Annotated in this window: 20 protein-coding genes; 15 read left to right on the top strand and 5 right to left on the bottom strand. The window is 42.6% G+C overall.

Features of this window, described 5'->3' with window-relative positions; genetic code table 11:
* Positions 1–19: 19 nt before the first annotated feature.
* Complete coding sequence (bhcA, locus tag ACTXGH_RS12300) at positions 20–1,183, bottom strand: L-aspartate--glyoxylate aminotransferase BhcA (RefSeq protein WP_439296959.1); 1,164 nt, start codon at positions 1,181–1,183, stop codon at positions 20–22.
* A 928-nt stretch (positions 1,184–2,111) separates the two neighbouring features.
* Here bhcA and ACTXGH_RS12295 point away from each other — a divergent pair.
* A complete protein-coding gene (locus tag ACTXGH_RS12295) occupies positions 2,112–3,794 on the top strand; it encodes an NAD-dependent malic enzyme (protein ID WP_439296960.1) in 1,683 nt (560 codons plus the stop codon).
* Positions 3,795–4,025: 231 nt separating this feature from the next.
* On the opposite strand, the gene ACTXGH_RS12290 is transcribed toward ACTXGH_RS12295, so the two are convergent.
* From ACTXGH_RS12290 to ACTXGH_RS12280, 3 genes are all read right to left on the bottom strand, one after another.
* On the bottom strand, positions 4,026–4,871 hold the full coding sequence (locus ACTXGH_RS12290) for an IclR family transcriptional regulator (protein WP_439260879.1): 846 nt from the start codon (positions 4,869–4,871) through the stop codon (positions 4,026–4,028).
* Positions 4,872–5,091: 220 nt separating this feature from the next.
* Positions 5,092–6,357 (bottom strand): MFS transporter, encoded by a 1,266-nt coding sequence (locus ACTXGH_RS12285; RefSeq protein WP_439296961.1) that lies wholly within the window; start codon positions 6,355–6,357, stop codon positions 5,092–5,094.
* A gap of 130 nt (positions 6,358–6,487) precedes the next feature.
* The gene (locus ACTXGH_RS12280) at positions 6,488–7,642 is read right to left on the bottom strand and encodes an acyl-CoA dehydrogenase family protein (RefSeq protein WP_439260877.1); all 1,155 of its coding nucleotides are present in this window, start codon (positions 7,640–7,642) and stop codon (positions 6,488–6,490) included.
* Positions 7,643–7,955: 313 nt separating this feature from the next.
* Here ACTXGH_RS12280 and ACTXGH_RS12275 point away from each other — a divergent pair, with 313 nt between their 5' ends.
* The 7 genes from ACTXGH_RS12275 (at position 7,956) to ACTXGH_RS12245 (ending at position 16,392) form a co-directional block, all read left to right on the top strand.
* Positions 7,956–8,732 carry an enoyl-CoA hydratase gene (locus ACTXGH_RS12275; protein WP_439260876.1) on the top strand — a complete coding sequence of 259 codons (777 nt, stop codon included), beginning with the start codon at positions 7,956–7,958 and terminating at the stop codon, positions 8,730–8,732.
* A gap of 97 nt (positions 8,733–8,829) precedes the next feature.
* The gene (locus tag ACTXGH_RS12270) at positions 8,830–10,440 is read left to right on the top strand and encodes a 3-hydroxyacyl-CoA dehydrogenase (protein WP_439296991.1); all 1,611 of its coding nucleotides are present in this window, start codon (positions 8,830–8,832) and stop codon (positions 10,438–10,440) included.
* An 83-nt stretch (positions 10,441–10,523) separates the two neighbouring features.
* Entirely contained in the window at positions 10,524–11,726 is a 1,203-nt protein-coding gene (locus ACTXGH_RS12265; protein WP_439260875.1) for a 3-oxoadipyl-CoA thiolase, read from the top strand.
* 48 nt (positions 11,727–11,774) lie between these two features.
* Positions 11,775–13,514: a fatty acid--CoA ligase gene (locus tag ACTXGH_RS12260; RefSeq protein ID WP_439296962.1), complete on the top strand. Its 1,740-nt coding sequence runs from the start codon at positions 11,775–11,777 to the stop codon at positions 13,512–13,514.
* Between the two features lie 97 nt (positions 13,515–13,611).
* Positions 13,612–14,082, top strand: coding sequence for an acyl-CoA thioesterase (locus ACTXGH_RS12255; protein ID WP_439296963.1), 471 nt, complete (start codon positions 13,612–13,614; stop codon positions 14,080–14,082).
* 151 nt (positions 14,083–14,233) lie between these two features.
* Complete coding sequence (locus ACTXGH_RS12250; protein WP_439296964.1) at positions 14,234–15,265, top strand: porin; 1,032 nt, start codon at positions 14,234–14,236, stop codon at positions 15,263–15,265.
* A 311-nt stretch (positions 15,266–15,576) separates the two neighbouring features.
* The gene (locus ACTXGH_RS12245; RefSeq protein ID WP_439296965.1) at positions 15,577–16,392 is read left to right on the top strand and encodes a thioesterase family protein; all 816 of its coding nucleotides are present in this window, start codon (positions 15,577–15,579) and stop codon (positions 16,390–16,392) included.
* 218 nt (positions 16,393–16,610) lie between these two features.
* On the opposite strand, the gene ACTXGH_RS12240 is transcribed toward ACTXGH_RS12245, so the two are convergent.
* The gene (locus ACTXGH_RS12240) at positions 16,611–17,177 is read right to left on the bottom strand and encodes a TetR/AcrR family transcriptional regulator (protein ID WP_439296966.1); all 567 of its coding nucleotides are present in this window, start codon (positions 17,175–17,177) and stop codon (positions 16,611–16,613) included.
* 649 nt (positions 17,178–17,826) lie between these two features.
* On the opposite strand from ACTXGH_RS12240, the gene ACTXGH_RS12235 reads away from it, so the two are divergent.
* From ACTXGH_RS12235 to dmpG, 7 genes are all read left to right on the top strand, one after another.
* Positions 17,827–18,657 carry an alpha/beta fold hydrolase gene (locus ACTXGH_RS12235; RefSeq protein WP_439296967.1) on the top strand — a complete coding sequence of 277 codons (831 nt, stop codon included), beginning with the start codon at positions 17,827–17,829 and terminating at the stop codon, positions 18,655–18,657.
* A 12-nt stretch (positions 18,658–18,669) separates the two neighbouring features.
* The gene (locus ACTXGH_RS12230; RefSeq protein WP_439296968.1) at positions 18,670–18,978 is read left to right on the top strand and encodes a bifunctional 3-phenylpropionate/cinnamic acid dioxygenase ferredoxin subunit; all 309 of its coding nucleotides are present in this window, start codon (positions 18,670–18,672) and stop codon (positions 18,976–18,978) included.
* The gene (locus ACTXGH_RS12225) at positions 18,975–20,216 is read left to right on the top strand and encodes an NAD(P)/FAD-dependent oxidoreductase (RefSeq protein WP_439296969.1); all 1,242 of its coding nucleotides are present in this window, start codon (positions 18,975–18,977) and stop codon (positions 20,214–20,216) included. The genes ACTXGH_RS12230 and ACTXGH_RS12225 overlap by 4 nt, the downstream gene beginning before the upstream one ends.
* Before the next feature lie 65 nt (positions 20,217–20,281).
* The gene (locus tag ACTXGH_RS12220; protein ID WP_439296970.1) at positions 20,282–21,169 is read left to right on the top strand and encodes a VOC family protein; all 888 of its coding nucleotides are present in this window, start codon (positions 20,282–20,284) and stop codon (positions 21,167–21,169) included.
* A 50-nt stretch (positions 21,170–21,219) separates the two neighbouring features.
* Positions 21,220–22,005 carry a 2-keto-4-pentenoate hydratase gene (locus ACTXGH_RS12215; RefSeq protein WP_439296971.1) on the top strand — a complete coding sequence of 262 codons (786 nt, stop codon included), beginning with the start codon at positions 21,220–21,222 and terminating at the stop codon, positions 22,003–22,005.
* A 56-nt stretch (positions 22,006–22,061) separates the two neighbouring features.
* Positions 22,062–23,003 carry an acetaldehyde dehydrogenase (acetylating) gene (locus tag ACTXGH_RS12210; RefSeq protein ID WP_439296972.1) on the top strand — a complete coding sequence of 314 codons (942 nt, stop codon included), beginning with the start codon at positions 22,062–22,064 and terminating at the stop codon, positions 23,001–23,003.
* Between the two features lie 3 nt (positions 23,004–23,006).
* Positions 23,007–24,026: a 4-hydroxy-2-oxovalerate aldolase gene (gene dmpG, locus ACTXGH_RS12205; RefSeq protein WP_439296973.1), complete on the top strand. Its 1,020-nt coding sequence runs from the start codon at positions 23,007–23,009 to the stop codon at positions 24,024–24,026.

The following is a 24,026-nucleotide window of genomic DNA, read 5'->3' as shown; positions in this document are numbered from 1 at the left end:
GTTATTTGATAACTTTTATCTAGTTATTGCGGTAATACTCTTGTGCCGCAGTGACGCCTTGACCTAGCGTGATAGGATAATTTAAGTCAACCATTGCCATCTCAATAGCTGCTAGTCCCGCTAGAACCATGACTTCAGTAAGTGAACCCAAGTGTCCTATTCTAAAGGCGCGACCAGCCATCTCACCTAAGCCAACACCGAAAGATATGCCATATTTATTAAAGGCGTGATCGGTCAGCTCATTACTATTGAAGCCTTCAGGAACATATATCGCACTTACAGTCTCAGAGTATAAGTCAGGCGATACTGCACATAACTTAAAGCCCCAAGCATTAACCGCTTGGCGTACGCCTTCAGCCAAGCGATGATGGCGCGCGTAGACATTCTCAAGGCCTTCTTCAAACAGCATATCAAGACTGGCTCTCATGCCATAAATGAGATTTAGGGGCGGGGTATAAGGAAAGCCGCCATTAGCATTGGCTTTTAGCATGTCACGAAAGTCAAAATAGGTACGTGGCAGTTTAGCTTGCTCCATTGCTGCGAGTGCTTTTTGACTAACGGCTAGTATCGCCATACCCGTTGCTAGCATGAAGCCTTTTTGCGAACCAGCTACCGCAATATCGACGCCCCATTCATCCATTTTAAAGGGAACACAAGCGATTGAGCTGACGCCATCGACGAATAAAAGAGCGGGGTGATCCGCGTTATCCATAGCATGACGAACCGCGCCAATATCGCTTAATACACCCGTTGCTGTTTCGTTATGCGTGACCATCAGTGCTTTGATTTTGTGATCTGTATCTGCTGCCAAGATAGCTTGGAACTCATCAGCAGGAGCGCCCGTTCCCCAAGGACATTCAACCACTTGTACATCCAATCCATGACGCTGGCACATATCGATCCAGCGATGAGAGAACATACCATAGCGAGCGATTAGTACTTTATCACCAGGAGATAGAGTATTGCTGATAGCCGCTTCCCAGCCGCCTGTACCGCTTGAAGTGAATAAAAGGACTTCACCGTCTTCAGTGCCAAATACTTTTTTGGCATCAGCAAGAACTGGTAAAAAGGTGTCTGAGAAATCAGGGGCACGGTGGTCTTGCGTTGGAACGTTCATCGCATGACGCAATCTTTCTGGTATGTTGGTAGGACCAGGAATAAAAATTGGGTTTTGTAGTGACATGATTCACATCCTTGTAAGTGCATATAAAGGGGTGCAATAATTGTATAAGCAGGATTTCATGCGAATTCAATGCAAGAGTCTTCCTGACTCATACAGTTTGATTTATGCGTATTTCGAATTTAAAAAATTAACCATGTCAAAGAAAGGAGTTGCAGGTGATCGGTCACTTTACTACTTACTGCGTTCTTTTTATGGTGTTCTTGCGGTAACGATTTTTACGAAGAAGATACTAAGAGGTTTTGGTCAAAGAGTGTAGGTACTCATTAACTGATTAAAATATAGCACTAATGACAAGTCGTAACAAGTAGTTTTAAATACCCTTTGTAATAAAGTTGTCTCAACTATGACTGTGGTTGTGTTAACTAAATAGCTGATATTACTGTTATCTGTCTTACTGTGTTTGAACAAAAATAATTTATAATAGCTCTATCATATGGCTATACTTAACCAATTCTGAACTTAACCAAAGCTAATCTATACTATCATTATTTCAATTGTCGAGCAGTTGTCCTAAATTTAATGTTATCATCTGCTAATTTTTTGACAGCCTTTGCTTTAAATTCTATATTATAACTCTACATTTTCTTGGTCATGATAAACTTCTTGTTAGATGGTTAGTTTACTAAGCATATCTGTATATTTTCTTTAGCATGACTTATATGAATTAACTATTAATTTGGTATCAATTACTTGTTTAGATAAACAGACATCACAAAACAATCAATTTACCCTTGATGTTAAGCGCTTATAAAAGACATTTGACTGGTTAAGGGTAGCAACTCTTGATGGTGTTGAGTTTAGTGGTATTAAGTTGAATAATTTTAAGAAAGTTAGACCAAGAACTAGATTTAAATGATGTTTATTATTTTATGGAACGATAAAAACAGTTAACTTTTTACTATCATACCCTTATTAAGAAGATCTTATTATGACAAACCAACGTCCTTTATACATTCCCTTTGCAGGTCCTGCACTATTAGAAACCCCTTTGCTAAATAAAGGTAGCGCCTTTTCACCAGAGGAACGTGATAGCTTTAATTTGACAGGTTTATTGCCTCATGCCATTGAGACGATTGAAGAGCAATCACTACGCGCATATCATCAGCTCAGCTCCTTTACTAATGATATGGACAAGCATATTTACTTACGCAACATACAAGATACCAATGAGACCTTGTTTCATCATTTGATTGAGCAGCATATTGAGGAAGTTATGCCGCTTATATATACCCCAACGGTTGGCCAAGCTTGCGAAAAATTCTCTCAGATTTATCGCCGTAAACGTGGTTTATTTGTCTCTTATCCTGAGCGTCATAAAATCGATGATATGTTGCAAAATGCAACCAAACAAAAAGTAAAAGTGATCGTCGTTACCGATGGTGAGCGTATATTGGGCTTAGGTGATCAGGGTATTGGTGGAATGGGAATCCCAATCGGTAAACTATCACTATATACCGCTTGCGGTGGTATTAGCCCAGCTTACTGCCTACCGATTTTATTAGACGTTGGTACCAACAATCAAAAGCTGCTTGATGACCCTATGTATATGGGCTGGAGAAATCCTAGAATTTCTGGCGATGAATATAATGAATTTGTAGACTTATTCATTCAAGCGGTGAAACGTCGTTGGCCTGAAGTGTTACTACAATTTGAAGATTTTGCACAGGAAAATGCGACACCATTATTGAATAAATATCGCGATCAATTATGTTGTTTTAACGATGATATTCAAGGCACTGCTGCGGTTTCAGTCGGTACATTGATTGCAGCATGCTTAAATAAAGGCGAGAAACTTAGCCAACAAAACATAGCATTTTTGGGGGCAGGGTCAGCAGGTTGCGGTATTGCAGAGCACATTGTTCGTCAAATGCAGCGCGAAGGGTTAACTGAAGAGCAAGCCCGTAGCCAAGTGTTTATGGTGGATCGTTATGGCCTTTTAACTGATAGCATGACAGAGCTACAAGAATTCCAAGCACCGTTAGTACAAAAAGAAGCCAATATTCAGCACTGGGATAAGAGTGAGCAACTGGGCTTAGCACAAGTGATTGAGCAAGCAAAAATAACCGTATTGTTTGGTGTCAGCGGGCAAAAAGGTTTGTTTACCAAAGAGGTGATCGAAAAGCTATGTGCTAATACTGAGCACCCAATTGTATTACCACTTTCAAATCCAACGTCTCGTGTCGAAGCCACACCGCAAGAAGTGACTAGCTGGAGTCACGGTCGCGCCATTATTGCCACAGGTAGCCCTTTTCCTCATACAACGTTTGAGGGGCAATCTTTCGAGGTTTCTCAGTGTAACAACAGCTATATATTCCCAGGTATTGGTCTCGGTGTCTTAGCAGCACGAGCGACAGGTATCAGTGACAATATGTTAATGGCTGCAAGTCAGGCCTTAGCGGATATTTCAATGGAATATGACAAGGCACCAGGGGCAATACTGCCGCCAATAAAACTTATCAGAGAGATCAGCGAAAAAATAGCCTATGCAGTAGCCTTACAAGCGGTTGAAGACAAACTTGCTTTACCAGTAACATTAGAAACTTTGGAGCGTCGTTTAAAAGCCAATTTTTGGCTACCTAAATACCGCAACTATCGTCGTACTTCTTTTTAGAAATAAAAAAGTAGCTGCTAAAAAGCACTTAAAAAAAGCGCACAAAAAAGCCGAATGTTATTAAAAATAGCATTCGGCTTTGTTTTTTATTATATTTTACTAAAGTTTAAGCAATAAAAAACTCCTTTAAATTTTAAGAATTAAAAGGGTTTAAAAATAATTAACCTTAGTCGATTAACGAGAGTAGTATAGTTGATCTTCAGCAGTATTTGAGCTAACTGTTGACAAGCTTTAGCTTATATAAATATTACCTTCAATATTATTCTTCATATGCAGTAGACGAGGAGCAATATCTTCTTCTAACTTAGTACGGCTAAGCACAAAACTTGGCGCGCCACAATTAAAAGTTAGTAATCCCTCAGTAGGGTGCATCATGGCAGTAGCAACAGCATTGACGTCTTTTTGCCATTCACTAATCGAAAAACAATACCCATAATCTTCATAATCTTTAAAAGCTTTGTCCAGTCCTCGCCTAATTTTTAACCAGTCGTCTTTATACTTACTACGAATGGCATCAAGGATAAATTCTTGCTCAGCAGGTGGCATACTGGCTAAGCAAGCTCGTCCCATAGAACTTAAATGAATGGGCAGGTATGAGCCAACATTGCGTCGCATGGTAGTCGTGCCAGACCCTTGCACGACATTTAGATACACCATCGTCAGTCGATCGCGGGTTGCCATGGCAACCGCACTATTGGCATAATCCGCCAACTCTTCCATGTACGGTGTGACTAAATTGTTGATAGAGATGTTCGCCATCATTGTATAACCAAACCCCAACACACCCGCAGAGAGCTGATATTTACTACTGTTGGTCGATTGCTTTAAATATCCTAATTTGACCAAGGTATAAGTAAGACGCGTAATCGTCCCTTTAGGCAGACCTGTCATTTGACTTAGATCTTGATTGCCGAGATAAGGGCGCTGCGGGGTAAAACAACGTAGCAACTCTAGTCCTCGGGCCAAAGCCGTAACAAACTGCCTGTCGTTTTTATCTTTCATCTCTGCAATCGGCTCTAACAGCTCAATGTGTGTTGCTTCATTAGAGTTTTCATCAGCAAGGGTATTAGTAGTCATACAAAGTTTATTAGTCTCAATTAAATTAATGTGAACATTATAAAGAATACACTACTTAAGGTGTTTTATAAAAAAACAATAAAATGGTGGTACGCTAGTACTTACTGGTTTGCACCTTTAATAAGACTATCTTAAAGATTCAGTATTAAAGGTGCAGTAAACTTCTTAACATAGCTATTATAAGCTATTTCGCTATGCGGTATATATGGACTTAATATTATTACGCTTTTTGTGGATCATACTGTTGCTCTTTGATGAACAAGGTCGGAATAAGACCGCATAAGAAGTACGCGCCTGCCATGAGTAATAAACCTGCACCGATAGAATTTTGCATAGCCATATAACCGATGGCAACAGGTGCAATAACTGATCCAAGCCGTCCGATATTGAATGCACCGCCAATAGCAGTCCCGCGAATAGCAGTAGGAAAGCTTTCCGTTAAATAGGTAGCATTAATAGCATAAGGAATACCATATAAGAAACCAAAGGCTATCATCAACCAGCCAATATTGTCTGGGGTATGCATATAGACTAATACTGGAATGAATAGGGCGGTGCCCATGGTGCCAAAAGCGAATACTATTTTGCGACCGATTCTATCAGCTACTATACCTGCTACGAGTTTTGCAAACATCATGGTCAAGTAAGTACCCGCCATATATAGAGCCATCTCTTTAAATTTGATACCCAGTTCAGTCTCTAGATAAGAAGGTAGCCAGTTGCTTACACCAAAATAACCAAAGAGTAGTAAGCCTGAACTCATCGACCATAGAATGAACATAATGCGATGTCTTGGATTTTCAAAAATTGCTTTGTAAGGATTTTCTGGTTTTTGGAGCGAGTTTTTCGCGCCACTGAGTTTAAGTGCACGCGCTTCTTTCCAAGAGTTTGGCTCAGGTATAAGAAAGTACATCGCTACTGCAAGAATAATAGGCAAAAACGTTAAGAGATATAGTGTGCGCCAACCATAGCTGGGAATAATCCAAGCAGAAACGCTAGTAATCACTAAAGACCCTAACGTAAAACCTGTCATCAACATTGCAAGCACGGTTGTTCGATGTTTGGTAGGCACCATCTCCGACATCAAAGTATTAGTCGCAATATATAAACTACCAAGACCCAAACAAGCGGTGAACCGCAATGCTATAAACTGCTCATAGCTCTGCACAAATCCGCTAAAACCTGATAATACGGAGAAGAGAGCAGTCGCAACTACAATGACGCGCACACGCCCAAAACGATCACAAGCCCAGCCGCCAAAAAATCCACCGATTGCCATGCCAAATAGTGACCAACTGCCCAAAGCACCAGCTTGTACATTGGTCAATGCAAACTCTAGCTTTAGGCTCGAGAGCGTAAAGGCGAGGATACCAATATCAGCGCCATCACATAATAAAACTAAAAAACAAAAAACGAATGCCAATTTCCAAGGTTGTTTTTGTACAGAATCTAAGACTGGCTTTGAAGTTATAGCAGCACTTTTCACAATATATATCCTTATTGTTGTGATAATAGAAGACTACAGTCAAGGGTAGGATTTGGTGGTATCAGCATCCTAGCAAACACCTCAATACTCTAATAACGTACATACTTATTAATCATCGAATAAGTATTACTTACTCGCTAACTTCTTTGATCATATTGCGGGCGATAATAATTTGCTGGATTTGAGTAGTGCCTTCATACAAACGATATAAGCGCACATCACGATAAAAACGTTCAATACCATAATCCGCAATATAGCCCGCACCGCCATGAATTTGCACGGCTCTGTCAGCAACACGGCCGCACATTTCGGTGGCAAACATCTTGGCGCATGACGATTCGGTCACGACATCCTTACCTTCATCGCGTAGACGTGAAGCGTCTAGTACCATAGATTTAGCCGCATAAATCTCTGCTTTTGAATCAGCGAGCATGGCTTGAATAAGCTGAAAATTAGCAATTGGTTGACCAAACTGCTTACGCTCAACAGCATAGTGTAAGGCATCATCTAACATTCGACTTGCGGCGCCTGTACTTGCTGCTGCAATATGTAGGCGTCCTTTATCAAGTACTTTCATAGCCGTTTTAAAACCTACACCTTCAACGCCACCAATCAATGCATCAGCAGGCACTACGCAATTATCAAAGATAACATCACAGGTATGCGCGCCTTTTTGGCCCATTTTTTTATCAATTTTACCCAACGTAATACCAGGGGTGTCGCTCTCAACGATGAAGGCTGAAATGCCACCTGACCTTTTATTTTGTGGATCAGTACGTGCCATTACAGTAAAGATGCCAGCTTCAGGGGCATTGGTAATATAACGTTTAGTACCGTTGATAACATAGGTATCACCATCTTTAATGGCAGTGGTCTTTAATGAAGCAGCATCTGAACCAGAATCCGGCTCGGTCAAACAAAATGAGCCGATAATTTCACCGCTAGCAAGTCTTGGTAGGTATTTTTGTTTTTGCTCTTCGGTACCATCAATGACTAGACCAGATGAGCCAATACCATTATTTGTTCCTATTAGTGAGCGAAATGCAGGAGACGTGCGTCCTAATTCAAATGCCAGTGTGACCTCTTCTTCCATGGTAACGCCAAGCCCGCCGTAAGCTTCGGGAATAGTAAGTCCGAACAGCCCTAACTCTCTCATTTGATTAATGATATCGTCTGGAAGACAATCGTTTTCTGCGACCCAATGTTCCATTGGTATTAATTGGTTGCTAACAAATTGACGGATAGTTTCGGTAATTTGGTTAAGAGTTTCCTTATCTCTGATCATGTGGTTCTTCCTTGTTTGATTAATACTTAGAGTGATAACGACTTCGTAATTACCTTGAACAAACAGCATAATTGATAGTTTATTAAAATACAATACTTTTGGTTTAAATAACCGCTATGCGGTATTAATTAAAAAATTGAAGTCTAAGTAGTCCGTATATTTCTAAAATTGACTGAGATTTACTCTTCACAAAAGAAAATAAACAGTATATATTGGTCTTGAATATCGCTATGCGGTATTATATTTTATAATTAGTAATGTATTTTAAAGATTGCGATATTTTACTTAACGATAATATCTAAAGGACAGCATCATGGAAGAGCAGATCATTATTTGTGAAACGTTAGAAAATGGCGTAAGTCTGATAACACTTAATCGTCCCAAAGTTCGCAACGCTTTAAATGCTGAACTACGTGAGCAAATGGCAAAGATTTTCATTCAATTAAACGATGATCCACAAACCAAGGCTATCGTACTGACTGGTGGCGATAAAGTGTTTGCGGCTGGTGCTGATATCAATGACTTTTTAACCGCAAAAACGGTTGATGTCTATCTACGTCGTAGCGAGCAGTATTGGGATGCTATTACTAATTGTCGCAAGCCGATTATTGCAGCGGTCAATGGCTATGCGCTTGGCGGCGGCTGTGAGCTTGCTATGCACGCTGACATCATTGTCGCTGGTAAGTCTGCCAAGTTTGGCCAACCAGAAATCAAAATCGGCTTAATGCCAGGAGCTGGCGGCACGCAGCGATTGTTTCGCGTGCTTGGCAAACATAAAGCCATGAAGCTGATATTAACGGGCGATATGATAAGCGCTGATGCAGCAGATCAAATGGGGCTGGTCTCTGAAGTGGTCGAAGATGAGGCGACTATTAAGCGTGCTATTGAGATTGCCGAGCAACTAGCGGGTTATTCACCGATTGCTTTAGAACAAATTAAAGAAGTTGCCAATCTTGGGGTGGATATGCCACTACAAGGCGCATTGGCCTTAGAGCGTAAAGCCTTTCAGATTTTATTCGATACTGAAGATCAAAAAGAAGGGGCGAAAGCTTTTTTGGAAAAGCGTGACGCCAATTATAAAGGTCAGTAGCTGGCTGAAAAATAGCAAATATACTTTGAAAACGAGATTGTTCAACAAGACCATATAGAGCGACAAGAGCTCATAAAGTAACGAGACCATATAAAGGATTATTATGACTGTTAAATCATTGGCCATTATCGGCACTGGCGTTATGGGCATGGGCATTGCGCAAATCGCTGCCCAAGCTGGCATTCAAGTGCTTTTATTTGATGCCAAAGCGGGCGCCGCTGCACAAGGGCGTCAATCCCTACAAACCACACTCGAAAAATTAGCGGCCAAAGGCAAATTTACCGATGAGCAGCTGCAGTCTACTTTATCGAATCTAACAGTGATTGAAGAGATAGCTAAAATCGCCGAGGTAGATGTCGTTATTGAAGCCATTATTGAGAATTTAGAAATAAAACAACAGCTTTTTAAACAGTTAGAAAGCATCGTCCCTGCCGAGACGATTTTGGCAACCAATACTTCATCGCTAGCGGTGACCGCGATTGCTTCTAATTGTCAGCACCCAGAGCGCGTAGCAGGATTTCATTTCTTTAATCCAGTGCCGCTCATGAAAATCGTTGAAGTGATTCCGGGACTCTCTACCAAATCTTCAGTGGTAGAGACGCTTACGGATTTAGCCAAACGCATGGGACATTTAGGGGTGGTGGCAAAGGATACCCCAGGTTTTATTGTCAATCATGGTGGCAGAGCTTATGGCACAGAAGCTTTAAAAATATTAGGCGAGGGAATCGCTAGCTTTGAGGATATCGATCGTATTTTACGTGAAGGCGCTGGCTTTCGGATGGGACCCTTTGAGCTGCTTGATCTCACTGGCATCGATGTGTCGCATCCAGTTATGGAAACGATTTATAACCAATATTACTTTGAGCCTCGCTATCGCCCGCATCCCTTGACCCGTCAAATGCTAATAGGGAAAAAGCTGGGTCGTAAAGTTGGTGAGGGCTTTTATCACTATAAAGACGGTCAAAAATTGACAGCGAATACGTCGCAACAATCATCGTTTGAAGCATCAGTGTCCAAAGTAAGGTCTGATGTATCAAACGTAACAGTTTGGATTGGCGCAGACTTAGCAGAAGATAAAAAGCAGTTGGTTGATTATCTAAACGCTAACAGCATCAATATCGACGACAGTGATAAGCCAAATTCTGACAGCTTAATATTGCTGGCCATCTACGGCGAAGATACGACCAATGCGGCTATTCGCTATCAAGTGAACCCTCAACAAGCGGTCGCCATTGATATGCTGACTGACTTATTCAAGCATCGTACGTTGATGCCAAGTATCGTTACGCAAGATAACTTTGTAGCGCAAGCTTATGCCCTATTTGCTAGCAGTAATAAGTTTGCCAAAAGCTTAAATGATCACTCGGATGAGGGCTCAAATGTTGCTGTCGATGCCACGCTAATTTCCGAAAGTACTGGCTTTGTGGCGCAGCGAGTCGTGGCTATGGTCATTAATTTAGGTTGTGATATTGCGATGCAAGGTATTGCCACGCCAGAAGATATCGACAATGCCGTCAAGCTTGGATTGGGCTATCCGTATGGTCCTATCTCTTGGGGCGATGAGCTTGGTGCCGAGCGTATTTTACTCATCTTAGAGCGTATCTATGGGTTAACGGGTGATCCGCGTTATCGTCCTAGTCCATGGTTACAACGCCGCGCCAAGCTAGGCATCTCATTATTTACTCAACAGAGCAATTGTCAATGCTAGATTGCTGATGCTAAGAGCTAGACCAATTTAATAAACGCTATATTTTAATAATGCAAATTCTTAAAACACAACAAGGAACAGTTATGTTAGACGCCTATATTTATGACGGATTAAGAAGCCCTTTTGGTCGCCATGGTGGAGCATTAGCAACCGTGCGTCCTGATGACTTAATCGCCACAGTGATGAAGACTCTGGTCGAAAAGCATCAATTACCTAACGATATCTTTGATGAAGTGCTGATTGGTAATACCAATCAGGCCGGCGAGGACTCACGCAACATCGCTCGTAATGCTGCATTGCTAGCGGGACTAGATGTCAAAACACCCGGACAAACCATCAACCGTCTGTGTGCTTCGGGATTATCGACCGTCGTTGATGCTGCCCGTAGTATCACTTGTAACGAGGGTGACATATTTTTAGCAGGTGGGGTTGAGTCAATGACCCGTGCACCATTTGTCTTTGCTAAGACCGAGCAGCCTTTTAGTCGTGAATTTAAAGTATTTGATACCACCATTGGCAGTCGATTTCCCAATCCTCTTTTGACTAAAGAATTTGGTAGCGATAGCATGCCGCAGACGGGCGATAATGTCGCTCGCAAATACGGTATCACTCGTGAAGAGGCGGATAAATTCGCAGCAGCCTCGCAAGCTAAATATCAAACCGCCAAACAAGCGGGGTTCTTTGATGAGGAAATAACGCCAATTATGGTATCGCAAGGTAAGAAGTTACCCGAAAAAGCGATAACAGAAGATGAGCATCCTCGCGCCAGCTCTACTGTGGAAGCACTGCAAAAACTGAAACCGTTAAATGAGAATGGCGTAGTTACGGCAGGGAATGCATCGGGCATTAACGATGGGGCGGCTGCGCTGATTATTGGCTCAAAGCAAGCAGAAGAAAAGTTAGGCTTTAAGCCTATTGCCAAAATTCTCTCATCCGGTGCCATGGGTGTTGAGCCCAGTATTATGGGCGTAGGCCCTGTTGAGGCCATTAAACTGGCATTGAAACGCGCTGATTTGACCCTTGATGATATGTCCATCATCGAGATTAATGAAGCATTTGCCTCGCAGGTACTCGGTTGCCTAAAAGGTTTAGAGATTGACTTTGATGACAAGCGTATCAATCCCAATGGTGGCGCGATTACCGTCGGACATCCACTTGGCGCATCGGGCGCTAGACTTGCCTTAACTACAGCGCGCGAGCTACAGCGCACAGGCGGACAATACGCGATAGTCAGTTTATGTATTGGTATTGGGCAAGGGCTTGCCATGGTGATTGAACGAGTCTAACTCCATTAGTACTCTTGCCATACTATTTTATTATCAAGGATGACAATAATGACAACGATACTCAACCAACATGAGAACTACCAACAAGCCGAAGAAGCGTATGGTTTTCCTTTGATTATCAAACAGCTGCTAAACCGTGCAAAGATCGCCTCTACTCAGCAAACCATCAGTTATGCCGATAAGGTGACTTATACGTATGCTGAATTTTTTAAGCGGGTTAATCGCTTGGCAAACGTACTTAAAAATATGGGTTTGCAAGCAGGTGATGTGGTTGCGGTCATGGATTGGGACAGTCATCGTTACCTTGAAGCGTATTTTGCCGTGCCCATGTCTGGCATGATTTTGCAAACGGTCAATGTACGCTTGGCTGAAGATAAAGTGCTGTACACCATTAACCATGCCAAACCAAAAGCCTTGTTATTAAATGCTGAATTTGAGCCCATGGCTAAAAATTACCGTCATGAAGCCCCTTCTATTGAGAAAATTATCTGGCTTGATGACACTGACTTTGATGGTACTGGTTTTAATGAAGCTAATTTTGATGATGCTGATTATAGCGAAGACACTATAAAAGCTCAGCAAGCCAGCATGCCAGATTATGTCGAAGGTGAATATGAAGCCATGCTAGCTGCGGCCAGTGATGAGTTTGATTTTCCAGATTTCGACGAAAATACTATCGCCACCACGTTTTATACCAGTGGCACGACAGGAGACCCAAAAGGCGTCTTTTTTACCCACAGGCAAATCGTATTACAGACGCTATCGAGTACTCTAGCATCCGCACTCAGTGCCGAAGGTCAAGGCGCTCGCTACAATGATGTCTACATGCCAATGACGCCATTATTTCATGTGCATGCATGGTGTTGGCCGTATGGGGCAACCATGATAGGGCTCAAACAAGTGTATCCAGGGCGATATCTTCCTGAAGTATTGGTTGACTTGATTGAACACCACAAAGTTACCCTCTCACACGGTGTCCCAACCATTTTACAAATGTTAATTAAAGAGATGGCAACACGAGGACGCAAGTTCAACGGTCTTAAGTTGTCAGTAGGGGGTTCCAAATTAAACGAAGGCCTAGCTGAAGCTGCTCTTGAAAGCGGTATCGAGTTTATCTCAGGGTTTGGGATGTCAGAGTCCTGTCCTGTCCTTGCCAGAATGGCATTCGGTGATCAGACAAATACTATGACAACGACAGAACAGATCAATTATCGTTGTCTTTCTGGCTCTCCGATTATGCTGGTATCAATGGAGATTTGGGACGAAAATGGCAAAGCCCTACCCATGGATGGTGAGTCGACAGGCGAGCTGGTTGTGCGGGCGCCTTGGCTGACCCAAAGCTATTTTAAGAATGCAGATGCTGGCAATGAGTTGTGGCGCGGTGGTTGGATGCATACACAAGACATTGCTTGTATTTCACCTGATGGCACGCTAAAGATTACCGATAGACTCAAAGACGTCGTTAAGTCTGGCGGCGAATGGATATCCTCGCTGGAAGTCGAAAATATTTTATCATTTCATCCGAGCGTTGCTGAAGTGGCCATAATCGGAGTAGCGGATGAAAAATGGGGCGAGCGCCCTTTAGCGTTAGTAGTCTTAAAACCTGAGCATGCCGATACCAAAGCGGAGGCTATTTTAGCGATAGGTCATCAAGCGGTTGAGAAGGGCTATTTACCAAAGTATGGCGTGCCAAGTGAAATAAAATTCTTAATAGAAATGCCGAAAACCAGTGTGGGCAAGCTCGATAAGAAAAAGATGCGCATGATGTACACAGAAAAATTGATTTAACCCATAGCGATAATTGCAAAAAATATATGAGCTTACTGATAATTTTAACGTTGGTTAATAACACCTACGCTCATTAGCATAACTAGAAGAGAGAACTATGAAGGCTGTAGCGATATTACCGGAAATACAAGAGACGCTGAATAAAGATAAATACCATCCCATGCATGGTTTTGCGGTTATTCATTCCCAGCAAGTAGAGTGGGGCGATATGGACTCCTTTGGTCATGTTAATAATGTGGTCTATTACACTTATGCCCAAAATGCACGCATTCACTATAACACTCAATTAAATCTATTTAATGAAAACACCTTTTCAGTCATGGCAGCGTCATCCTGTCAATATTTCAAACCAGTGACTTATCCCGATACCCTATGGATTGGGGTTCGAATCAAGAAAATTGGCAATGCCAGCGTGATTCATGAATATACCTATTATAGTACGGCTATGAATACTATCGTTGCTAGCGGTGAGTCAGTGCTGGTATATCTTGATAAAACTACTGGACAAAAGAAAAACATTGATGAGACCAAAAAAGCCGCGATTACTGCTTTTGAAAGTTTTAACTAAACTGTGAAGTTCAACTAAATTAGGAGGTAATTTTTTTATAAGGAGATAGTGCTGGTATTTATAGGGTTAAAAAATACGGTAACAATAGAGATTTAAAGGGATTTAAATTAACTTAAATGAATTTTAAAACAACACAAGGAATGTGTAGATCATGCTTTATATCAAAAAGTTGTCTTTTGGTTTGGCTGTCTTGGGAGCATGTGTACAAGCACAAGCAATAGAGCTTGTCACCAATGGCGATACTACTTTAAGTATCGGTGGTTATGTTAAAGCAGAAGGTATATTTTATTCTCCAGATGAAGGGGAGTCTGAGTTTAAAGGAAGTGGACGGCAATCTCGGATTAATCTTAAAACCACCAAGGACATAGAGGATAAAAAATTAACAGGTTTTATTGAAGGGGACTTTTATGGCAATGCTGCAAATGGCGGTTCAGACTTGCGACTTCGCCATGCTTATGCTCAAATCGATGATTTGACAGTCGGTAAGACGTGGAATGGTCAGTTCTTAGCGGTCTACCCACTTTTAACTGAGCAGCTTGACTTTCGAGGCACGGGTTTGGGCACCATCTCTGGTGGTGGCGCTTATATTCGTCCAGATTTGACGGTACATTACGTTCATAAAGGGTTTCGTTTTACGGCTCAAGAACCTGTTGATGACGAAGCTGATTTGCCTGATATGGTTGTTAGCTACAAGGATGATATATCTGATCTTAGCTATAACTTGGCGGTTACGGCTCGTGAGGCCAAAAATGGAGAAGATTCAGATATAGGCGTCGGTGTTTCTTTGGCTGGCAAACTGAAAATAGGCAATGATTCGCTACATGCGAGCGTATACAATGGTAAAGGGATGGGCGCCTATTCCACCGTATGTGTTGGAAGAGTCCTTGGTTCGACTGACGATGTAGATTGTGATGCCGAAGACGGTAAGCTTGTATCACAAACTGGCTTCACGGTAGGGTATAGGCATAAATTTACAGAAAAGCTGATGAGCAACATGCGTTATGGTGAGATTAATGTAGATGATGCGGTAGATACCTCTGTGAACGTAAAAAGCATCAACCTTGTCTATGAGTATTTTCCAGATCTAGATGTTGGTATTGAGTGGAGAGATCGAAGCGATAGGACCACTTTAGAAGTAAGAAAAGGTCAGCAAGTTGAAATAATGGCCAAATACGAATTTTAAGCTAATATGTTCTTATTGAACATTCAATAAAAAACCCCTTCAAGTCTAATAGGTTTGAAGGGGTTTTTGTTTTTCTAATATCTAGTGTATCCATTTAATTTAGTATCAACTATATAGAGTAATTAGGGATAACTATCTTTAGGTTATTCGAGTTTTGTATAAGCCCTCCTTAAACAAATTATCTACTTAAAACATCAGTTAAAAGTGAAAGTATATTTTCAGTGGGGGAGCAACGCCAATATATCTGTTACTATCCTAGGTTTGAATCTACTCAGATTATCTTACTAGGAAACCAAAGTGAAGGGATAACCATGGCAGCTTATTACAATTTTATCAAACGTGAACAGCAATCAGATAACATCAGTATTGCTTACTACAAACCTACTCAGCATGCTCAGGGCGCATGGAATCAGCATGAGCAGCATATGGCACCGGCGACTGGAGTGCTCACTCACGAGCTAAACCAGTTTGCACCGCAAGCGAATATGCGCATAGCCCGCATTAGCCTTGATATCTTAGGACTTATACCGCTGGATGATTTTACTATTACCACTCGCTGTATTCGTCCTGGAAAAACCATTGAATTGATAGAGTCGGTCATGAGTAGTGGTGGTCGAGACTGTGTTACCGCGCGCGCTTGGCGATTGTTGACGCAAGATACCAGCGCCATTGCAGGTTTGGAGGATCAACACGCTCCTCACCATCCTAATGATCTACCAGTTTGGGAAGATATTAAAGGCTGGCCCGGCGGGTTTGTCAAAAGCGTGCATCTCGTCGCCAATTCAGATCGGCGTAATGGTAAAGGTATGGTATGGATTACTAATAATACTGAAATGGTAGAAGGTGAGCCAACGACTGATTTGGTGCATCTATTAGGTATGGTCGATATCGCCAATGGCGTCGTACCAAGACTTGGATTGGAATTAAGCGATTTACAATGGATGTTTCCTAATACAGATTTGCAAATTCACATGCATCGCATGCCCAAGGGAAGTTGGTTAGGTATGGAAGCGGTACAACAGTACGGTAATGACGGTATTGGTATAACTAGCACGGTCTTACATGATGTACATGGACCCTTTGGTCGTAGTGAACAAATCCTTACTCTTCGTCAAGTTCCGCGTTAAATTTGGATTATACACAAACGTTAGAAAATATAGACAACGGTAGTAGCATGATAGTTATAAGGAGTTCTTATATTACTTAACTAGGAAGTAACTTATCTAGATTGTTATCATAATACGATGGTGACATCTATTTGAGTCACCATCGAAAATAGATGACATCATAGCTAATTATTTTAATTGTTACCCTAACTAATTAGTCTCGTTTTATGAAAGCAACATCACAATAACGTCTCAAATATCTGCTCAATATGGGCTACCTCCTTGTATACATTTACAACGGATACTCCCTGCATCGTGTAATAAAAACATGAAGCTTTTATCTCGGCCTGCGCTTTGTCATATCCCAAGTTTTCATAAATCATCGCAATAAAGGTCAGACGATGAGTATCGACTTCATTCAGAATTTCTCTTACCGCTTTATCATTTTGTGACCAGTTGCGAATTGCTAACTCTAAAGCGGCACCGTTGGTTTTGCTATTACGCTTATAGGGAATTAAAAATAGCTTTCTTAGGCGCTCTTTAGGTGTTAATTCTGTATCATTCAAACGCTCTATAATCGCAACCGTTGAACGAATGCGCCAGTTTGATAGTATTTTTTCGAACAGCTCTTTTCTGCTACTAAAATGCCAGTAAAAACTGCCCTTGGTAACCTTTAGCTTTTTGGCAAGCGGCTCTACTCTGACGGCAGAGATACCAGATTTAGCCAACTCAGATTCAGCGATATCTAACCAATCTTTCGCCGTCAGTTTGTTGGGTTGACTTGGATTTTTTTCTATTAAATCCATGCTTTTAAGACCTCTACTTTTTAAAAAAAGAGTCAATCATCGTTGATTAACTCTAAAACCGTTTGTTGATTATATTTGGTGCGCTTCCAGTATTCTAAATGCTAAATACAAGATACCTAAAATCTGATGATACGAGAGCACTTATAGGCATTGATAATTATACGCGTATCAAGTCGTTCATATCAGATTCGCAGCATTTTATCACTTTACTCCATTTAAATCATTGGTTAAATATTAGCCTAATAGAGTCCTTTTCTCCTTCTTATCTACTATTTAAAAATCAACCTCTCATGACATCAAATAAGCATAAATAGCGTTTTTTTTATTTATCTTTCTATCTCCATACGGTTAAGTATTTTATTAAGACATACGCATAAGCATGTTTTACATAAAAAATACCTATCATTTTAGTCTGTTTGAAAAAATAATTATTAAGCATAACCATATATATTATGTGAATTTAAACACTATTATATACAAGGTTTCTGCATATAAAGATATAATAATTAACTGGTTTTCCATAAGTGCAAAAGCGTTTTTTTAATGTTTAACATACGGTACCGTATTGACATGATAAATTCTTTGTATTATTGTAAATGTCAGTGATAAATAATCATCTCGTGAAAACTGTTATCAAGGAAGATTAAATATGCAAGTAATTGATTCTGGCAAAGGCAAAACGATTGAAGCTTTTGGATTGCAAACCAACTATTTGGAAATGGGCGAGGGTGAGCCATTATTGCTACTGCATGGTTCAGGACCAGGCGTCTCTGCCTATACCAACTGGCGTAAGATTATTCCTGAACTGGCCAAACACTTCCGTGTCATCGCGCCTGATCTGGCGGGTTTTGGACACACCGAAAGAGATCCCAATTTCAGCTACGATATTAAGCATTGGGGCAAACATTTATTGGCTTTCTTAGATGCGCTAGGTATCGAAAAAACAAATGTAATCGGAAATTCATTTGGCGGCTCGTTAACTTTAGCAACGGCGGCACGTTTTCCTGAAAGATTCTCCAAGCTCTGTTTAATGGGCACTCCGTGTGACAAGTTCTTTATGACGCCAGGCCTGCGCTCGGGATGGGACTACACACCATCACGCGAAAACATGCGTCAAGCCATGTCTCATTTTCCCTATAACCCAGACACCATCACCGATGAGTTGGTGGAAGAACGTTATCAAACCAGCCTCATTCCTGGCGCGCAAGAAGGTCTGCGTAAGCTATTGATACAGCCAAATGAGGAAGGTGAAACTCAACTCTCGGGCATGCCTGAACATGTGGTCGCCAAAATCAATCATTCCGCTATCGTTATTCACGGCCGTGAAGACAAAGTTGTGCCGACAGAAATGGGCTTTAAGTTGGGTCGTTCGATGCCCAATGCCGACTTGCATGTCTTAGCCAATTGCGGACATTGGGTCATGGCGGAAAGACCAAAAGAGTTCCTGCAATTGGTCATCAATCACTTCACGGCAGAATAAAGCGAGGTTGTTATGTTTCATGTTGGCAAATTAGAAGACTTAGAGATTGGTGAAGCGATCAAGCTTGATAATTTTGTTCCTCCGATTGCGATTATTCGCGGTGAAAGTGGTGAGGTATATGCGATCGATGACACCTGTACTCATGCCCAAGCTTCGTTTTGTGATGGTTTTGTAGAGGGTGATACCGTTGAGTGTCCGCTGCATATGTCAGTCTTTTGTCTAAAGACGGGCGTACCTGATAATCCACCAGCCATAAAAGCGGTCAACGTCTATGATGTCGAAATCAAAGACGGTGAGATATACGTTGAGGTCGACAGATGAGCCAGATTGAGTCAGTCATCGTCGTCGGTGCGAGTGCCGCTGGGATAAGCTGCGTCAGAACGTTACGCCAACTGGGGTTTCCGGGTAGTATTACGCTGGTCGATAAAGACCAACATGGCGCATATGAGAGACCACCGCTATCTAAACAGATTTTGATGCAAGCAGACAGCACACATCATGATATCGCTTTAATCAGCGATGACGAGCTCTCGGCACTCAATATAGAAGCTCACTATGGTGACAGCGCCCGTGAAGTAGATCCTATAACACGCTGCATTATTCTAGAATCTGGTAAAGAATTAACTGCCGATGCCGTCATTTTGGCAACAGGTGGCGAAGCAAGACGCCTACCTATAGAAGGGGCAAATCTACCGCAAGTATTGGTACTACGTCATTATGAAGATGCTTTAAACCTACGCCAAAGATTGACCGCTGATACACGTGTGGCGGTGATAGGTGGGGGTTTTATTGGTGCTGAAACCACAGCTTCGCTATCTAAATCTAACGCCGTAATACAGTGGCTAGATGCCGCCGCGCTACCTATGGCTCATCTGCTACCGACAGAATTATGCGAAAAAATCGTTGCCAACCACTGCGCCCAAGGTGTGGAGCTGACGTCTCATTGCCGCCTCGATAAATTTATAGAGCAGCCAGATGGCAGTGCGTCCATATTATTTGATGATGGTACATCCATTGAGGTTGACGTCATTGTAATGGGCGTTGGTATGGCGCCAAGCACCCCTTATCTTTCGGATGCTATTTGCGCTGAGTTATTAAACCCAGTAACGGGCGGTATTCAAGTTAATGACAATCAAGCCACTAAATTCGCAGACGTTTATGCGGCAGGAGACGTTGCGGCAGTGACGCAAGCTGACGGTTCAACGGTACGTCATGAGCATTGGCAGTCAGCTCAACATCAAGGGGAGCGTGCCGCCGCTGCTATTTTAAATCAAGAGTTACCAGTAGCACCTGTCGATTGGTTTTGGTCAGATCAAGGCGATTTGCATATAGAGATGGCTGGCAAGATTTTACCAACCAAAGAGCATTTGGTCGTGAGACTAGAAGGTGAGTGGCCGGTGTATTTTAGCGTCGTTGATAATCGCGTCGTTGGTGCTGTCAGCGTCAATAATCCAAATGCCGTTCGTGCCGCCATGCGTATGATAAAGAATGATGTGAATGTTGAGCCATCACAACTGGCCAATCCAGAGCTACCACTGCGAAAACTGATGCGCGGCTAAATGCGCGGCTATTTGTATGTTGGGCTGTGTAGTGCAGGAACAAAACTCATAAAAGGGATTTTAATATGTCGGAGATAAAAGCATTAGGCTATCTGGGCTTTTCCATTGCTGATAAAGAAGCGTGGCGAGATTATGCTGAAAACATACTGGGCGTCAGTGTCGATGACCATGATAACGGCGATATGTCACTGCGTGTCGATTCGTATGCTTGGCGTATTAAACTTAAAAACTCAGATCATAACAATCTAGATTATGTCGGTTGGGAAGTTAGTGACAAGCAGGATTTGGAAAATCTGAAAAACCGCTTGCACGAGCACAGTATCGCTTTTGAACTGGGTTCCGATGAGTTGGCAAAATCGCGTCAAGTAAAAGAGCTTATTGTCTTTTATGATCCTGACGGCACCCGCTGTGAAGCCTTTTATGGTCCTTTGCAGTTGACCAATCAGCCTTTTGTCAGTCCTAAAGGTTTTCGCTTTATTACTGGCGAGCAGGGACTCGGTCATATCGTTCTGATTACCAAAGACCATGCAGCGCAAGAAGCATTCTACACTCAGCTTTTAGGTTTCAAAGTATCGGACTACATCAATACCGAAATCGTACCCGGTAAGCCTTTAAGTATCACCTTTTTACGTTGCAACGGACGTCATCATTCTTTGGCATTAGCGCCTGTGCCTATTCCAGCGAAAGTTGCTCATATCATGCTGCAAGTCGATAACGTCGATGACGTTGGTCGGGCGATGGATGCCGCCGAAAAAGCAGGTACACACTTCTCGTTCACGCTAGGTCGACATTCTAATGATGAGATGTTGTCTTTTTATACCATGAGTCCGTCGGGCTTTGATGTTGAATTTGGCTGGGGTGCGATAGAGGTTGATGATGATAGCTGGCATGTCAAAGTTCATCATACCAATTCGGCTTGGGGACATAAGTTTCAGCGTCCGCCACGTAAATAACCTATCTATATACGACGCAAAAATACACGACGCACACGAGAGCTTACATTATGAATGATAAGAGCAACGCTTCAGAGTTAGCACCCTCACTATTTGATGCTTATAAAAAAGGAGCAGTCGCACCACTACGTAACCAAGTTGATGCTACAGATATCTCTTTGGCTTATCAGATTCAGCAAGAGAATCACCGCCGCTGGAGCGAGCAAGGTAGAGTCACCATTGGTCGCAAGATTGGTCTGACCTCAACCGCTGTGCAAGCACAATTGGGTGTGGATCAACCAGACTACGGCATGGTCTACGCCGATACTTGCTATTGCTCAGGCGCGCAAATATCCGTCGGGCAATTCCTGCAACCTAAGATAGAAGCTGAAATTGCCTTTGTATTGAAATCCGACTTAGATACTGACCATTTAACGATTATTGATGTTATCAATGCCGTTGATTATGCCGTTGCCGCTTTAGAGATTGTCGATAGCCGTGTGGCGAACTGGGACATTAGCCTGTTTGACACTATTGCTGACAATGCTTCTTATGGCGGAATTATCATGGGAACCACGCCCGTACCGCTTAGCCAACTGGATTTAGAGAGCTGCAAAATGCAGTTAGCAAATGGTGATGCAGTCGTTTCTGAAGGCGAAGGTCGAGCGTGTTTAGGCAACCCTTTGTTAGCGACACTTTGGCTTGCCAATATGATGATTGAAAACGGTCAGCCGCTCAAAGCAGGTGATGTAGTGCTATCTGGTGCCTTAGGGCCAATGGTAGCCGTCAAGTCAGGCGATCAATTTACCGCCAGCATAGATGGCCTCAATAGTGTGTCAGTGAGTTTCATCGATTAATCAACCGAATAACAAGCCGAATAAGCAGTCTATCTATCGAAAAGGATGTCAATAATATGTCAACTAAAGTGAAAGTCGCCATCATCGGTTCAGGAAATATCGGAACTGATTTGATGATTAAAATTCTAAAAACCTCTCAAAACCTAGAAATCGTCGCCATGGTTGGTGTCGATCCTGAGTCTGATGGCTTGGCTCGTGCCAAACGCATGGGTGTCGCGACCACTCATGAAGGTATCGACGGTTTAGTGGCTATGCCTGAGTGGAAAGACATTGCCATTGTCTTTGACGCCACCTCCGCCTCTGCACACGCTACCCATTCAAAAGTCTGTCATGAAGCGGGCAAAGTCATTGTTGATTTGACCCCAGCGGCGATTGGTCCATTTATTGTCCCCGCCGTCAATGGTGAGTCTAATATCGAGCAGCCAAATGTCAATATGGTGACCTGTGGTGGTCAAGCGACCATTCCTATGGTCTATGCCGTATCACGTGTGGCACCTGTGCACTATGCAGAAATCATCGCTTCTATCTCGTCAAAATCTGCAGGACCGGGTACTCGAGCAAACATTGATGAGTTTATGGAAACCACTTCGCACGCAATTGAGCAAGTAGGCGGTGCCAAAAAAGGTAAAGCAATTATTGTCCTAAACCCTGCTGAGCCACCGATGATTATGCGTGACACTGTAATGACGTTTTCTGAAGATGCGAGTGAGGATGACATCAGAGCCAGTGTTGATGAAATGGTCAAAGAGGTACAAAGCTATGTACCAGGTTATCGCTTAAAGCAGACCGTACAGTTTGAGCGTTATACCGAGCAAAACCCATTGCACATCCCAGATATCGGTACGCTGACCGGGCTCAAAACCTCAGTATTTCTTGAAGTAGAAGGCGCGGCGCATTACCTGCCTTCGTATGCGGGCAATCTAGACATTATGACCTCAGCGGCCCTAAAAACTGCTGAAAAGATTGCGGTCGCCAGACAAGCACAAGTGGGAGCATAAATCATGACTAATAAAAAACTATACATCCAAGACGTTACCCTTCGCGACGGTATGCATGCCATACGTCATCAATACGGTATTGACCATGTCCGTAATATCGCTAAAGCCCTAGAAAACGCTGGTGTTGATGCTATTGAAGTCGCGCATGGCGATGGCCTAAGTGGCAGTAGTTTTAACTATGGTTTTGGTGCGCATACCGATTGGGAGTGGCTTGAAGCGGTGGCTGATGTGTTAGACAAAGCGGTATTGACCACGCTATTGCTACCTGGCATCGGCTCTGTCCAAGATTTAAAGCGCGCTTATGATTTGGGCGTACGCTCAGTACGTGTTGCAACTCACTGTACCGAGGCTGACGTCTCAAAGCAGCATATCGAAACTGCTAAAGAGATGGGCATGGACACCATAGGCTTTTTGATGATGTCGCATATGGTATCGCCCGCCAATCTAGCCGAACAGGCGAAACTTATGGAGTCGTATGGCGCAGGTTGCGTCTATGTCGTAGACAGTGGCGGCGCGATGAATATGAATGATGTGGCAGATCGGGTCAAGGCGCTAAAAGATACGTTAAATGATAGCACTGAGCTCGGTATTCATGCTCATCATAATTTAAGTTTAGGCGTGGCAAATAGTATTGTTGCAGTCGAAAACGGCGTAACGCGGGTCGATGCTTCTTTGACTGGCATGGGCGCTGGCGCTGGAAATGCACCGCTAGAGGTATTTATTGCCGCCATTAATCGCCTAGGGTGGGAGCATAACTGTGACCTTTACCAATTGATGGATGCCGCTGAAGACTTAGTGCGACCGCTACAAGACCGACCGGTTCGAGTTGACCGTGAGACGCTGACCCTTGGCTATGCTGGTGTTTACTCTAGCTTTTTACGTCATGCTGAAAAAGCCTCTGAACAATACGGTATTGACGTGCGAGAAATATTGGTTGAAGTGGGCAAGCGTAAGCTTATCGGTGGTCAAGAAGACATGATCGTTGATGTGGCCTTGGACTTAATTAATAAAGTGAAGGGGTAG

It is taken from the genome of Psychrobacter sp. 1Y10, from assembly GCF_052259005.1.
Lineage (GTDB): Bacteria > Pseudomonadota > Gammaproteobacteria > Pseudomonadales > Moraxellaceae > Psychrobacter > Psychrobacter saeujeotis.
Note: the sequence above shows the minus strand (reverse complement) of the source record. Positions and strands in the feature narration are given on the sequence as shown.

Bases quoted from the DNA above. Each gene is read 5' to 3' on its own strand.
- bhcA (WP_439296959.1), bottom strand. From the start codon at position 1,183: ATGTCACTACAAAACCCAATTTTTATTCCTGGTCCTACCAACATACCA.
- ACTXGH_RS12295 (WP_439296960.1), top strand. From the start codon at position 2,112: ATGACAAACCAACGTCCTTTATACATTCCCTTTGCAGGTCCTGCACTA.
- ACTXGH_RS12290 (WP_439260879.1), bottom strand. From the start codon at position 4,871: ATGACTACTAATACCCTTGCTGATGAAAACTCTAATGAAGCAACACAC.
- ACTXGH_RS12280 (WP_439260877.1), bottom strand. From the start codon at position 7,642: ATGATCAGAGATAAGGAAACTCTTAACCAAATTACCGAAACTATCCGT.
- ACTXGH_RS12275 (WP_439260876.1), top strand. From the start codon at position 7,956: ATGGAAGAGCAGATCATTATTTGTGAAACGTTAGAAAATGGCGTAAGT.
- ACTXGH_RS12265 (WP_439260875.1), top strand. From the start codon at position 10,524: ATGTTAGACGCCTATATTTATGACGGATTAAGAAGCCCTTTTGGTCGC.
- ACTXGH_RS12260 (WP_439296962.1), top strand. From the start codon at position 11,775: ATGACAACGATACTCAACCAACATGAGAACTACCAACAAGCCGAAGAA.
- ACTXGH_RS12255 (WP_439296963.1), top strand. From the start codon at position 13,612: ATGAAGGCTGTAGCGATATTACCGGAAATACAAGAGACGCTGAATAAA.
- ACTXGH_RS12250 (WP_439296964.1), top strand. From the start codon at position 14,234: ATGCTTTATATCAAAAAGTTGTCTTTTGGTTTGGCTGTCTTGGGAGCA.
- ACTXGH_RS12245 (WP_439296965.1), top strand. From the start codon at position 15,577: ATGGCAGCTTATTACAATTTTATCAAACGTGAACAGCAATCAGATAAC.
- ACTXGH_RS12240 (WP_439296966.1), bottom strand. From the start codon at position 17,177: ATGGATTTAATAGAAAAAAATCCAAGTCAACCCAACAAACTGACGGCG.
- ACTXGH_RS12235 (WP_439296967.1), top strand. From the start codon at position 17,827: ATGCAAGTAATTGATTCTGGCAAAGGCAAAACGATTGAAGCTTTTGGA.
- ACTXGH_RS12230 (WP_439296968.1), top strand. From the start codon at position 18,670: ATGTTTCATGTTGGCAAATTAGAAGACTTAGAGATTGGTGAAGCGATC.
- ACTXGH_RS12225 (WP_439296969.1), top strand. From the start codon at position 18,975: ATGAGCCAGATTGAGTCAGTCATCGTCGTCGGTGCGAGTGCCGCTGGG.
- ACTXGH_RS12220 (WP_439296970.1), top strand. From the start codon at position 20,282: ATGTCGGAGATAAAAGCATTAGGCTATCTGGGCTTTTCCATTGCTGAT.
- ACTXGH_RS12215 (WP_439296971.1), top strand. From the start codon at position 21,220: ATGAATGATAAGAGCAACGCTTCAGAGTTAGCACCCTCACTATTTGAT.
- ACTXGH_RS12210 (WP_439296972.1), top strand. From the start codon at position 22,062: ATGTCAACTAAAGTGAAAGTCGCCATCATCGGTTCAGGAAATATCGGA.
- dmpG (WP_439296973.1), top strand. From the start codon at position 23,007: ATGACTAATAAAAAACTATACATCCAAGACGTTACCCTTCGCGACGGT.